At 73.5% G+C, this 13,110-nt stretch carries 10 protein-coding genes and 1 pseudogene; 8 read left to right on the top strand and 3 right to left on the bottom strand.

Annotation, left to right across the window (positions count from 1 at the left end; all coding sequences use genetic code 11):
* The first annotated feature begins 1 nt into the window (after position 1).
* The 3 genes and pseudogenes from ABD161_RS01420 (at position 2) to ABD161_RS01410 (ending at position 2,801) form a co-directional block, all read left to right on the top strand.
* Entirely contained in the window at positions 2-1,711 is a 1,710-nt protein-coding gene (locus tag ABD161_RS01420; RefSeq protein ID WP_343998974.1) for a heparinase II/III domain-containing protein, read from the top strand.
* Positions 1,627-1,851: pseudogene (locus ABD161_RS01415) on the top strand (DeoR family transcriptional regulator); the annotation flags it as partial. The gene ABD161_RS01420 and the pseudogene ABD161_RS01415, both read left to right, overlap by 85 nt.
* A gap of 200 nt (positions 1,852-2,051) precedes the next feature.
* On the top strand, positions 2,052-2,801 hold the full coding sequence (locus ABD161_RS01410) for a LacI family DNA-binding transcriptional regulator (RefSeq protein ID WP_343998972.1): 750 nt from the start codon (positions 2,052-2,054) through the stop codon (positions 2,799-2,801).
* 24 nt (positions 2,802-2,825) lie between these two features.
* Here ABD161_RS01410 and ABD161_RS01405 read toward each other — a convergent pair whose 3' ends face one another.
* Positions 2,826-3,662: a TIGR03620 family F420-dependent LLM class oxidoreductase gene (locus ABD161_RS01405; protein ID WP_343998970.1), complete on the bottom strand. Its 837-nt coding sequence runs from the start codon at positions 3,660-3,662 to the stop codon at positions 2,826-2,828.
* A gap of 85 nt (positions 3,663-3,747) precedes the next feature.
* A complete protein-coding gene (locus ABD161_RS01400) occupies positions 3,748-4,836 on the bottom strand; it encodes a 3-hydroxyisobutyryl-CoA hydrolase (protein ID WP_343998968.1) in 1,089 nt (362 codons plus the stop codon).
* Between the two features lie 219 nt (positions 4,837-5,055).
* On the opposite strand from ABD161_RS01400, the gene ABD161_RS01395 reads away from it, so the two are divergent.
* A complete protein-coding gene (locus ABD161_RS01395) occupies positions 5,056-6,903 on the top strand; it encodes an ATP-binding cassette domain-containing protein (protein ID WP_343998966.1) in 1,848 nt (615 codons plus the stop codon).
* 34 nt (positions 6,904-6,937) lie between these two features.
* Here the strand turns inward: ABD161_RS01395 and ABD161_RS01390 are convergent, their stop codons facing one another.
* On the bottom strand, positions 6,938-7,306 hold the full coding sequence (locus tag ABD161_RS01390) for a hypothetical protein (protein ID WP_343998963.1): 369 nt from the start codon (positions 7,304-7,306) through the stop codon (positions 6,938-6,940).
* A 94-nt stretch (positions 7,307-7,400) separates the two neighbouring features.
* On the opposite strand from ABD161_RS01390, the gene cofG reads away from it, so the two are divergent.
* From cofG to cofC, 4 genes are read left to right on the top strand one after another with little or no spacing between them, the layout of a single operon-like run.
* The gene (cofG, locus tag ABD161_RS01385) at positions 7,401-9,959 is read left to right on the top strand and encodes a 7,8-didemethyl-8-hydroxy-5-deazariboflavin synthase CofG (protein WP_343998961.1); all 2,559 of its coding nucleotides are present in this window, start codon (positions 7,401-7,403) and stop codon (positions 9,957-9,959) included.
* On the top strand, positions 9,956-11,461 hold the full coding sequence (locus ABD161_RS01380) for a flavin-containing monooxygenase (RefSeq protein WP_343998959.1): 1,506 nt from the start codon (positions 9,956-9,958) through the stop codon (positions 11,459-11,461). Before cofG ends, ABD161_RS01380 begins: the two co-directional genes overlap by 4 nt.
* A gap of 19 nt (positions 11,462-11,480) precedes the next feature.
* Positions 11,481-12,491, top strand: coding sequence for a glucose-6-phosphate dehydrogenase (coenzyme-F420) (fgd, locus tag ABD161_RS01375; RefSeq protein WP_343998957.1), 1,011 nt, complete (start codon positions 11,481-11,483; stop codon positions 12,489-12,491).
* Positions 12,488-13,108, top strand: coding sequence for a 2-phospho-L-lactate guanylyltransferase (cofC, locus tag ABD161_RS01370; protein WP_343998955.1), 621 nt, complete (start codon positions 12,488-12,490; stop codon positions 13,106-13,108). The genes fgd and cofC overlap by 4 nt, the downstream gene beginning before the upstream one ends.
* Positions 13,109-13,110 lie beyond the last annotated feature (2 nt).

The raw sequence follows: 13,110 nt of genomic DNA, 5'->3' as shown, positions 1-13,110 counted from the left end.
GTTGGACGTCGACTGGTCGCCGAGCTCGCGAACGGACGGCGACCGGGTCTCGTGGGAGACGCCCGCCTTCGCGCTTCAGGAGCGGCTGAGCCGCGCGGTGCTGCTCGCGGCAGCGACGCCGGGCGAGGAATCCGACCGCTGGCTCGACGAGGTCGTCGACGGGGCGTGGCTGCTGTGCGAGCAGAGCTCCTGGTGCTGGCCCGCCCACGACGACACCCGCACCCGGCACGGATCCGTGCTCGCGACCGTGACGGACCCCTACCTCGACCTCGGAGCGGGGGAGGTCGTGGGGCAGCTCGCCTGGCTCGACCACGTGCTCGGCGACCGGCTCGACTCCCGCTACCCCGGCGTCCGCGAGCGCCTGCGGCACGAGGCGCGCGTGCGCGTGTTCGACCCGTTCGTCCGCCGCCGCGACTGGCACTGGATCGGGCTCGACGGCCGCGTGCACAACTGGAACCCCTGGATCCACGGCAACGTGCTGGTCGCCGCCCTGCGCCTGCTGGATGGCCCCGACGATCGCGAGGAGCGCGCCAGGATCGTCGCGCTGTGCATCGAGGGGCTCGACCGCTACGTCGCCGTGCTGCCGGAGGACGGCGCGATCGACGAGGGCTACGCCTACTGGTGGAACGGCGCCTGCCGGCTGCTCGAGGCGCTCGACGTGCTGGCGCACGCGACGGGCGAGAACCTCGATCCGGTTCCCGAGGTGGCGGCGCTGCGCGGCATCGTCGCCTTCCCGCACCGGATGCACCTCGGCGACGGCTGGTACGTCAACGTCTCGGACGGGCAGGCCCTGCCGCCGCGCACGCAGCCGTGGCACTCGCTGCTGCGCGCCGCGCGCCGCGCCGGCGACGCCGAGGCCGCCGCGCACGCGCTGTCGTACCGCGCCCAGGGTGCGCCGGCCGCGCACGAGGCGGAGGGGCTCGGCCGCCTGCTCCGCGGCGCCACCGATCCGGAGTGGCTCGGGGGCTCGGCGCCCGTCGTGACGCCGAGCGCCGAGGAGGGCTCGGTCTTCCTGCCGTCCACGCAGATGCTCGTCGCCCGCGAGCGCGGCGGCGGGCTGACGCTCGTCATCAAGGGCGGCAACAACGCCGAGAACCACGACCACAACGACGTCGGATCGGTCATCGTCGCATCCGGCGCGGTGCCGGTGGTGGTCGATCCCGGCCGCCCGACGTACACGGCGCAGACGTTCAGCGCCGCCCGCTACTCGATGTGGATGATGCAGAGCGACTGGCACTCGGCACCGTTCATCCGCGGCTCCGGTCAGAGCGCCGGTCGCCGGTTCGCCGCGCGCGACGTCGAGGACTCCCCCGACGCCCTCGCGCTCGAGCTCGCCGACGCCTACGACGTCGCCGCCCTGCGGTCCTGGCGGCGGGAGGCGCGGCTCGACCGCGGCGAGCGCCGCGTGGTCATCCGCGATGCGTGGGACCTCGAGCCGTGGGAGGGCGAGGACGACGAGCCCGACACCTCGGTGCGCTTTGTGCTCGCCGGAGCGGTCGAGCTCGCCCCCGGCCGCGCCCGCGTGACGCCGATCGAAGCGGCGCCGCCGCTCATCCTGTCGTGGGATCCGGGGGTTCCCGCCGCGACCGTCGTGAAGGAGTTCGACGACCCGATGCTGACCGAGGTGTGGGGCGCGAGCCTCGCCCGCCTCGACCTCGACGTGCGCGGCCGGGCCGAGCTCGCGGTGACCCTGACGCAGGAGACCCCGTGACCGCCCCCGCTCAGAACCCGCGCCTCGCGGCGGCGCGGCGCGCGCACATCCTGTCGGCTCTCTCGCGCGCCGGCGCCGTGCGCGTGACCGAGCTGAGCGCCGAGCTCGACGTCGCGGCGGTCACCCTCCGCCGCGATCTGCAGCTGCTCGAGGCCGAGGGGCTGCTTGTGCGCGTGCACGACGGCGCGGTGGCGACCCAGCGGGAGCCGGGGCCGGTCGCTCCCCGGGTGAGCGCCGACGGGGTGCTGCGCCCCGCGGGCGCGATCGGCGTGCTTGTGCCGTCGCTGAACTACTACTGGCCCGAGGTCGTGCGGGGCATGGAGGCGAGCGCGGCGCGTCGGTGGTGCTGCGCGGCACGTCGTACGAACTGCAGGATGAGCGCCCCGTGCTGGCGCGGATGGTCGAGGAGGGCGCGTCGGGGTTCATCCTGGCCCCGAACACCGACACCGCGCACTCGCAGGATGTGCTCGAGTGGCTCGCCGACACCGGCCTTCCGTACGTGCTCGTCGAGCGCGACGCGACGCCGCCGGGCGGATCGCCGGCCGAGTCGGTGACGACGGATCACGCGCACGGCGCCGTGCTGGCCGCCCGGCATCTCGCCTCGCTCGGGCACCGCAAGGTGGGCCTCGTGATCTCGCGCAACTCGCCGACGTCGCGCAAGATCGTCGCGGGCTGGAACGCCGCCTGCCGCGAGCTCGGCCTGACGCCGGGCGAGCACGTCGAGCGGGTGCTTCCCGACCGCAGCACCCCGGAGTTCTCGGCGACCGTCCACGCGATCCTCGACACGGTGCGCCGGTCGGGCATCACGGCGCTGCTCGTGCATTCGGACCCGGAGGCGATGGCCTTCGTCGACCTCGCGCTCTCGCGCGGTCTCACCGTGCCCGGCGACCTGTCGATCGTCGCCTACGACGACGAGGTCGCACAGCTCTTCACTCCCGCGCTCACGGCCGTCGCCCCGCCCCGCGCCGCGGTCGGGCGGGCGGCGGTCGACCTGCTGCTCGATCGGCTCGCCGACCCGTCGCGTCCGACCCACCGGGTCGTGCTCAACCCCGCGCTCCACGCGCGCGCCTCCTCCGGCCCGCCGCGCTGACCGCCGCCGGCGGCCTGCCCGCGATCAGGCCGAGAGGCCCAGGCCCTCCGCCAGCTGCTCGAGGGAGGCGAGCGGGTCGTCGCCCAGCGCCTGGATCGACACGTGGTCGGCGCCGGCGTCCAGGTGCGCGCGCAGCCCGGCGACCGCGGCGGCGACCGTGGGGTTGGACGCGACAAGATCGATCAGCTCGTCCGAGCCGCCGTCCGCGAACGCGCTCTCCGCGACGCCGTGCCGGATGAGCGCGCCGACGTAGTTCTCGAGGCCGAAGTAGCGCTTCAGGTAGCGGCGGGCGATCGCGCGGGCCTCCTCCTGATCCGGATGGATCACGACCTTCTGCTCGGGAGCGAGCAGGGCGCCCGGGCGGTTCTCGTCGAGGATCCGCCGGGCGCGCGCCGTGTGCGCCGGCACCGTGAGATACGGATGCGCGCCGAGCGAGCGCTCCGCGGCGAGCGCGAGCGTGCGGTCGCCGAGGGCGGCGAGCAGCCGCTGGTCCCGGCCGATGCCCTCGGCGTCGAACACGTCGAGGTACGCGGCGAGCGACGCGAGCGGTCGCACGCGGTCGGCGGTCGCCTCGCGGTGGCCCGAGCCGATGCCGACGACGAACCTTCCCGGATGCCGCTCCTCGATGCGTCTGACGGAGCGCGCCACCTCGGCCGCGTCGTCCTTCCAGATGTTCACGATGCCCGTGGCGACCACGATGCGCTCCGTCGCGTCGAGCAGCTCCTCGGCGATGCGCAGGTCTCCGCTCGGCGACCCGCCGATCCAGAGCGCGCCGTAGCCGAGCCGCTCCACCGTCGTCGCGAACCGCGCGTCGAGCGCCGCCGCTCCGCGCCACACCCCGTACGTCCCGAAGTCAGTCATGCGCCAAGTCTTCCAGCGGCGGGGCGGACGAGGGCCGGATCAGCGGCTCACGCGACAGCGCAGCGGCTCGCCGCGCAGCGCCCGGTCAGCCGAACAGGGGCCGCTCGGGCTCGAACGCGAAGGCCTCGCCCACGATCCCGGGGTCGACCTCCGCCAGGGTGGCCGGGCGCCACTTCGGCGACCGGTCCTTGTCGACCATCTGCGCGCGGATCCCCTCGGCCATGTCCGGCTGGGTCGTCATGAACCACGTCACCAGCACGAACTCCTGCGACACGGCATCGCGCAGCCCCCGCACCGCACGGGAGGACCGGATCGCCGCGAGCGTCACCGTGAGCGCGACGGGAGACCGCTCGGCGAGCGCGGCGAGCGCCGCCGCCGGGCTCACCTCCTCGCCCTCGCCGACGCCGTCCGCGGCGAGCGCGCGCAGCCGATCGATGATCTCGGGGACGGTGTCCGCGGCGAACGCGTCGTCGATCCACCCCCGCGCCCGCTCGATCGGCCCGGCGGGAAGCGTCTCGTCGAACAGCAGGACGAGCTCGGTGGGCGTCGACGGGTCGGCGCGCGTTGTGAGCGCCTCGCGCAGCGATGAGAGCCGATCCGACGGCGCGAAGTGGTCCGCGAACCCGGCGAAGATCGCATCCGCCGGGCCCATGGCCCAGCTCGTCAGGGCGAGGAATTCGCCGGTGCGGCCGGGCGCCTGGCCGAGCAGCCACGAGCCGCCGGCGTCCGGTGTGAAGCCGATGCGGGTCTCGGGCATCGCCAGCTGCGACCTTTCGGTGACGACCCGCACGCGGGCGTGCCCGGCGATGCCGATCCCCCCGCCCATCGTGACGCCGTCGGCGAAGGCGACGATCGGCTTCGGGTACTCGTCGATGTACGCGTTCGTCGTGTACTCGTCCCGGAAGAACGCCTCGGCCTCGGCGAGCCGCCCCTCGCGGATCGCGTCGTGGAGCACGCGGACGTCGCCTCCCGCGCAGAAACCGCGATCCCCCACCGCGTCGAACAGCACAACCTGGACATCCGGATCCGTCAGCCACGCCTCGAGCACCTCGCGGACCGCGTGGAGCATCTCGCGCGTGACGGCGTTGATCGCCTCCGGTCGGTTGAGGGTGATGGTGCCCAGCCCGCCCTGGCGGTGGGCGAGCACGCGAGGATCCGACGTCGGGTAGGTCACGCGTCCACCGTAACCCGATGCCCTCCGCCCGCCGCGGGCGCGACGCACCGCCGTCCCGGGAGCGCGAGGTGCGGGTCGGGGGGCGTTCCGGCGCGGGTCCGGATCGCCCGGGGCCCCCGTAATCCCGAGGATCCGCGGGTTGTCCGCCAAGATAGGGGGAGGACCCGGGCACAGAGTCGCGCCCGGCCGAGAGATCTGTACAGGCACGAGAGGGAGCGGATGACCGACGGCAAGGTGCTGGAGTTCCGCGGAGTCACCAAGATCTTCGGTGATGTCGCCGCGGTGTCCGACTTCACCGCGCGCGTCGAGCCCGGCGTCGTCACCGGCTTCGTCGGCCCGAACGGGGCCGGCAAGTCGACGACGCTGCGCATCCTGCTGGGGGACATCCGGCCCACTGAGGGCACGGCGCTGATCGGCGGCGTTCCCTACGCCAGGCTGTCGCAGCCGCGCCGCGTCGTCGGCGCGCTGCTGGAGAACCAGCAGTACCGCCCCCGCCGCACGGCCGAACGGCACCTGCTGTCGACGGCCCGCGCGATCGGCGTGCCGGCGACCCGCGTGACCGAGGTGCTCGACGTCGTGGGGCTCGGCGGCGTGGGGAACATGCGCATCGGCGGCTTCTCGCTCGGAATGCGGCAGCGACTGGGCGTCGCGGAGGCGCTGCTCGGCGACCCCGCGGTGCTGGTCTTCGACGAGCCCGCCAATGGCCTCGACCCCGAGGGCATCCGCTGGATGCGCCTGCTGATGCGCCGCCTGGCGGAGGAGGGGCGCACGGTGCTGATGTCGTCCCACGTGCTCAGCGAGGTGCAGCAGGTCGCGGACAACATCCTGATCATCTCGAACGGGCGCCTGCTGTTCAGCGGCGGCATCGAGACGCTCGCCGACGTCGATGCGGTCGTCGCCGTCGACTCGCCGCACCGCTCCGCGCTGCGGGATGCACTCCGCGAGCGCGGCTACGAGTTCGAGCTGCTGCGCTCGGGGATCAACGTCGCCGCCGCGTCCACCTCCGAGATCGGCGAGCTCGCGGCGGAGGCCGGGGTGCCGCTGTCGTCGCTGCAGCTGAAGCAGCAGAGCCTCGAGGACGTCTTCCTGAAGATCGTCAACGGCACGTGGGCCGGGCCCGCGAGCGCCGCGGCGGATGAGGCCGGGGCAGAGGCGGAGGCGGGAGCCGAAGGCCAGGCCGAGGCCGCGCAGCCGGTCGCCGGCGAGGTTCCGCCTATGCCCGAGGCCGTCGTCGCCGAGGACGCTGACACCGAGACCGCCGCCGCCGCCGAGAAGACCACGGATGAGGCCGGCGCGCAGGTCGAGACCGTCGACGAGCTTCCCTTCGCCCCCGCCACGGTGGACACCGAGGTCGCGGTCGACGAGCAGCCGATCGCCACGGTGCTGGACGCCCCGGCCCGCAGCTACGGCGATCCGCTCGCCTTCCTGACCCGCCCTCTCTCGGAGGTCGAGAAGGACGTCGTCGCCGGCGAAGCCGAGCTCATCGCGGCCTCGCCCGAGGGCGAGCAGCCGACGCCCGGCTGGGTGCCGACGCCCGAGGACATCCCCTCGCCCCACCCCGAGGATGGCGACGACCCCGACGCGCTCGAGACGCCCGACTCGGTGATCGAGCTGCCGGACGGAGACGACGCCGAGATCCCCGCGGAGACTCCGGATGAGGCCGCCGCCGAAGAGGGCGACGCCGACGGATTCGTCACCGATGCCGACGCCGGCGAGCCCGCGGAGGGCGAGCCTGTCGCCGAACCCGTGGAGGGCGAGACGCCGGACGAGGCCGGTCAGCGCGCGCCGTGGCCGGGGCTCGCCGCCTGGGCGCCGCCGTCCGAGCAGGACCACGAGCCCGCCGCGGACAAGACCGAGCCGTCGGATGAGTCCGAGCAGCAGCCGGAGGCATCCGCGCAGCCGGACGAGTCGGGAGAGTCGGACGAGTCGGAGGACTTCGCCGCGGACGGCGAGTCGGCCGAGGCCGACTACTCCCCTGAGGCCGAGGTCGAGCCCGAGCACCACGAAGGCGGGCACCACGAAGGCGAGCACCACGAGGGCGAGCACCACGGGCAGCACCACGGCTGATCCGCGTCGCGCGCGGCCGGAACCGCGCGCCGGCTCAGCCCTCGGCTTCGCCGGCCTCCAGCCGCAGCGCCTTGGCCAGGGCGTGCCCGTGACGAGTCGACAGGATCAGGCGGCTGAAGCGCGCGTCGCCATCGAGGTCGATCACCACGCCCGGGCGTCCGTGACGGATGGCGACGAAGTCGTTCCCCTGCGCCGAACGCCACGTGCCGAGCGAGAGCAGGCGCGGCACGTGGATTCCCGGCGCGCGCACTCCGCGCAGCCAGGTCGCGGGTTCGTCGGTGAGCTGCAGCTTCGCGATCGAGCCGCGATCGATCCGGAGGTCGCCGCGCTGCGCGGCGAGAAGCCGCTCGACGCGCGTGAGCACGATCTCCAGCTGACGCTGGTCAAGAAGCAGAGTCACCATGGCTCCATCCTGCCCGGTTCGGCACCGGCCCGCCCTCACAGGACGGCAACGATCGCTCGGCCCCTCGACCTGCTCGCGGTGCGAGACTGATTCGGTGACCCTGCTCGATCCGCACCGTGCCGGTCGGCGCCTCGACGCCGACGCCGCCGCTCTCGAGGATGCGCTGACGCGCGCGGAGGCGGGAGAGACGATCGGCGTGGACGATGCCGAGGCCCTGCTCGGTGCGGACGGCGAGGGGCTCGACCGGCTGCTTGCCGTCGCCGCCCGCGTGCGCGACGAGGGGCTCGTCGCCATCGGCCGGCCCGGCGTGATGACGTACTCGCGCAAGGTGTTCATCCCGCTCACGACCCTGTGCCGCGACCGCTGCCACTACTGCATCTTCGTGGACACGCCCGGCCAGCTTCTCAAGCAGCACAAGCCGACCTACATGTCGCGCGAGCAGGTGCTCGCCGTCGCTCGGCAGGGCCAGGCCCTCGGCTGCAAGGAGGCGCTGCTCACCCTCGGCGACCGTCCGGAGGACCGGTGGCCCGAGGCGCGCGCCTGGCTCGACGAGCACGGCTACGCCTCGACCCTCGAGTACGTGGGCGACATGGCGCGCGCGATCGCCACCGAGACCGGCCTGCTCCCCCACCTCAACCCCGGCATCATGACGCGCGACGAGCTCGACATGCTGCGCCCCACCGCCCCGTCGATGGGCGTGATGCTCGAGACCACGTCCCGCCGCCTCTACGAGGAGCCCGGCCAGGTGCACTTCGGCTCCCCCGACAAGGACCCGGATGTGCGCCTGCGGCTGCTCGAGGACGCCGGCGAGGCGCGCGTGCCGTTCACGACCGGCATCCTCGTCGGCATCGGCGAGACGCTGCGCGACCGTGCCGAGTCGCTCGTCGCGCTGCGGGAGATCCAGGATCGTCACGGTCACCTGCAGGAGATCATCGTGCAGAACTTCCGCGCCAAGCCGCGGACGGCGATGCAGGATGCGCCCGACGCCGACCTCGTCGAGTACGTGGCGGCGGTCGCGGTCGCGCGGCTCGTGATGGGGTCGGCGATGCGCATCCAGGTGCCGCCGAACCTGTCCGACCCGCAGGAGTTCGACCTGCTTGTGCGCGCCGGGGCCGACGACTGGGGCGGGGTGTCACCGCTCACCGCCGACCACGTCAACCCCGAGCGTCCGTGGCCGCACCTTGACGATCTCGCGCGCTTCACCGCCGACGCGGGCTTCGCGCTGAAGGAGCGTCTGACCGCGCACCCGCCGTACGTGAACGACGCCTGGCTCGATCCCGCCATCCGCGATGCGACCTACGCGCTCGCAGACCCGGACACGCGCCTCGCCCGCACCGCCGCGGACGGAACCCTTGTGCGCCCGCAGCCGGTGCCCCGTGCGAGCGAAGCGAGCGTGGAGCGAAGCGACAGTGCCACCCGCGCCGCCGGCGGCAGCGGATCCACCGCCCCGGTCGTTGAGCGGAGCGAAGCGGAGTCGAAACGGCTTGAGCGAGCGAAGCGAGTCGAAAGCGCCGCCACCGCCCCCTTCCCCCGCCTCCTCTCCCGCGCCGCATCCGACCCGTCCTCGCTCGACGACGGCGAGTGGGAGATCCTGCTGCGCGCCGAGGGCGCGGACGTCGACGCCCTCGCCGCCACCGCCGATGACGTGCGGCGTTACACCGTCGGCGAGGCGCTGACGATCGTGGCGAACCGCAACGTCGCCTCCACGCACTTCCGGCGCGTGGCGACGGGCGAGCCAGACACCTTCGACCTCGAGGCCCTTGCCTCCATCGCGCGCGACGCCGCCGAGCTCGGTGCCACGGAGATCTGCGTGCAAGGCCTCGTCGCCCCGGGCCAGGACGCCGAGGCGTATCTCGACATCGCCCGGACGATCAAGGATGCCGCAAGCGGCATGCACCTTCACGCGTTCCGCCCGCAGGACGTCGCCGACCTCGCCGACCGCTCCGGCCTCGGACTCGGCGGCGCGCTCGCGGCGCTGCGCGAGGCGGGCGTCGACACGGTTCCCGGCACCGGCGTCAAGGTGCTGAGCGAGCGCGTGCGCGGCCTGATCGCCCCCACGGACCTCGAGATCGACCGCTGGCGCGAGAACATCGCCGCCGCGCACCGCGCGGGGCTCCGCTCGACGTCCGTGCTGTTCTACGGACACGTCGAGACGGCGGCCGAGCGGATCGCGCACCTGCGCGAGCTCGCGGCCATCCAGGGCGAGACCCGCGGCTTCACCGAGTTCGTGCCGATCCCTCTGCCGCAGCCGATGGGCGGCGGGGTTCCGCTCGTCGCGGGGCGGGCGACGCTCGACGAGCACCGCGCGATGGTCGCCGTCGCGCGACTCTTCCTGTCGGGAGTGATCCCGCACATCCAGATCCCGTGGACCCGGCACGGCGTACCGACCTCCGTCGAGCTGCTGCGCTCGGGCGGCGACGACCTCGGCGGCACGCTGCTCGACGGGCGCGTGCTTCCCGGTGCGGGCGTCGAGCGGGGACTCGAGCTGCCGATCTCCGAGGCGCGCGACATCGCGCGACGCCTGTTCCGCCCCTTCCGCCAGCGCTCCACGACCTACGGCGATGCGCCCATCCGCGCGGGGCTCACCGCGGTGCGGGCCACCGGACGCCGCGGATCCGAAGGGGTCGACGCATCCGAAGAGGGAGCCGGATGACCGCGCCTTCGGATCTGCAGATCCCTTCGGATCTGCCGCGCCGGGTCGAGACCGTGATCGTCGGCGCGGGGTTCGCCGGCATCGCCGCGGCGCTCGCCCTGCGCGCGGAGGGGATCTCCGACTTCGTGATCCTCGAGCGGGCGCATGCCGTGGGCGGAACATGGCGCGACAACGTGTACCCCGGGGTCGCGTGCGACGTTCCCGCGCACCTCTACGGGCTCTCGAGCCACCCGTCGCCCGACTGGTCTCGCACCTTCGCCCCGGGCACGGAGATCCGCGCGTACCTCGAGGGGATCGTGCGCGACGAGGGCCTCGAGCGGCATCTGCGCCTGAGCACCGCGATGTCCGGTGCCGAGTGGCGCGAGGACGGGTGGGTGGTCTCCACCGTGTCGACTCGGTCGCCCGGCTCGGCGCCTGCCCCGATCGTCGCGACGAACCTGATCCTCGCCGCGGGGCGGCTCACCGAGCCGCTGATCCCGGATGTGCCGGGACTCGCCGACTTCCCCGGCGCGGTGTTCCATTCCGCGCGCTGGGACGAGCGCATCCGCATCGAGGGCGCGCGCATCGCCGTCATCGGCACGGGGGCGAGCGCGGTGCAGCTGACGCCCGAGCTCGCCCGCCGCGGCGCGGATGTCACGCTCTTCCAGCGCACTCCCGCCTGGATCATGCCGCGCCGCGATCGCGCCTACAGCCGGGCCGAGCGCGAGGAATGGCGCGGCGATCCGGACGCCATCGCGCGGCTGCGGGATGAGCTGTACGTCGAGGGCGAGGCCCGCTTCGCGTCGCGGTCGGGCGATGCCGAGGCGGGCGCCGCGGCCCGGGACGTCGCGCTCGCGCACCTCGCGCACCAGGTTCCCGATCCCGCGCTGCGCGCAGCGCTCACGCCCGACTACGCGTTCGGCTGCAAGCGCGTGCTGCTCAGCGACGAGTTCTACCCGGCGATCGCCGACGGCGCGGTGCGGCTCGAGCCGTCGGCGCTCGTCGAGGTCGACGACAACATGCTCGTCGCCGCCGGCGGCGCCCGCCACCAAGCCGACGTCATCGTCCTCGCCACGGGCTTCGAGGCGGCCCGGCAGCCCTACGCGAGGCTCGTCAGGGGCGAACACGGCCTGACCCTCGACGAGCACTGGACCGAGGGGATGACCTCGGTCGGCTCGACCCTCGTCCACGGCTTCCCGAACCTGTACGTGCTCAACGGACCGAACGCCTCGCTCGGTCACAACTCCGCCGTGCTGATCATGGAGCACCAGGCGTCCTTCGCCGCGAGCCTGATCGCGTCCGGCCGAACCGTGCGCGTGGATGCGGCGGCCGAGCGGGCATACACCGCCGAGATCGCCGAGCGTGCCGCGGGCACGCCCTGGGTCGATGGCGGATGCCGCAACTGGTACACCGACCCGCGCTCCGGGCGCCTCACGCTGCTCTGGCCCGGCACCGTCGCCGACTTCCGCGATCGTCTCGCCCGGGTGCGCGACGACATCCTGGACCCCGCCCTCATCCCCTGACCCCTCAAGGAGCCACGACATGCCCATCCCGATGCGCTTCGGCTACAAGGCGTCGTCCGAGCAGTTCGGACCGCGCGAGCTTCTCGACTACGCCATCCTCGCGGAGGAGATGGGCTTCGACTCGGTATTCCTCTCCGACCATATGCAGCCGTGGATGCACGACGGCGGTCACGCCCCGGCGGCGCTGCCGTGGCTCGGCGCCGCCGCCGAGCGTACAAGCCGGGTGCTGCTCGGCACCTCGGTGCTCACCCCGACGTTCCGCTATCACCCGGGCGTCGTCGCCCAGGCGTTCGGCACCCTCGGGGCGATGCACCCCGGCCGCATGATCCTCGGCGTCGGCACCGGAGAGGCCCTCAACGAGGTCACCCTCGGCCTCGAGTGGCCCGAGTCGCCCGAGCGCTTCCAGCGGATGAAGGAGGCGATCACCCTCATCCGGAAGCTGTGGACCGAGGAGCGCGTCACGTTCGAGGGCACCTACTACTCCACAAGCAACGCCACGATCTACGACCGTCCCGAGACGCAGGTGCCGATCTACATCGGCGCATCGGGCCCGGCGGCCACGCGCCTCGCCGGCCGGATGGCGGACGGCTGGATCACCACGAGCGGCAAGGACCCGTCGCTCTACACGGACAATCTCCTCCCGGCCTTCGACGAGGGGATCCAGAAGGGGAACCGCTCGCGCGACGACGTCGACACGCTGATCGAGGTCAAGGTGTCCTTCCGTCCCGACCTCGCCAAGGCGACCGAGAACACGCGGTTCTGGGCGCCCCTCGCGCTCAAGCCCGAGGAGAAGACGGGCATCCACGACCCCATCGAGATGCAACGCCGCGCCGAGGAGCTGCCCATCGAGCGGGCCGCCTCGCGGTTCATCGTGTCGGACGACGTCGAGCAGCACATCGAGGCCATCGCCACCTACGTCGAGCTCGGCTTCCGCCACCTCGTCTTCCACGACCCGGGCCACGACCAGGAGGCGTTCCTGCGCCTCTACGGCGAGCAGGTGCTGCCGCGCCTGCGCGAGCGCTTCCGTTGAGCGCACCCGGCTGGACGGTCGTGATCCCGGTGAAGGGCTCGTCCGGCAAGTCCCGACTGGAGCATCCGGATCGCGCGGAGCTTGCGAGCGCCATCGCCCTCGACACGATCGACGCCGTATGCCGCGCCGAGCATGTGGCGGAGGTCGTGGTGGTGACGGCCGACGGCGAGCTGGCTCTCCGCGTGGTGAGCGACGCCGGTGCGGGTTCCCGGCCGCTCGTGCGGGTTGTGCCCGACCCGGGTGGCGGGCTCAATCCGGCCATCGCCGCGGGCCTCACCGCCGTCGAGCCGGCGCGGCACCGCGCGGCGCTTCTCGGCGACCTGCCCGCGCTTCACCCTGCCGATGTCGACGCGGCGCTCGAGCTCGCGGCCACGCACGACCGCGCGTATGTCCCGGATGCCGAGGGGACCGGGACGACGCTCCTCGCGGCGCTGCCGGGCGTGCCGCTCGAGCCCGCCTTCGGCGGCGGCTCGGCCGCGCGCCATGCCGGCGCCGGGTTCGCCGCCCTCGACATCCCCGCGACCTCGACCCTGCGCCGCGACGTCGACACCGCCGACCAGCTGCACTCCGCCGTCGGCCTCGGCCTCGGGCCGCGCACGGCTGCGCTGCTCGACTGACG

The organism is Microbacterium paludicola (assembly GCF_039529675.1).
Classification (GTDB): domain Bacteria; phylum Actinomycetota; class Actinomycetes; order Actinomycetales; family Microbacteriaceae; genus Microbacterium; species Microbacterium paludicola.
The sequence above is the reverse complement of the archived record's forward strand: the minus strand, read 5'-3'. Positions and strand labels throughout refer to the sequence as shown.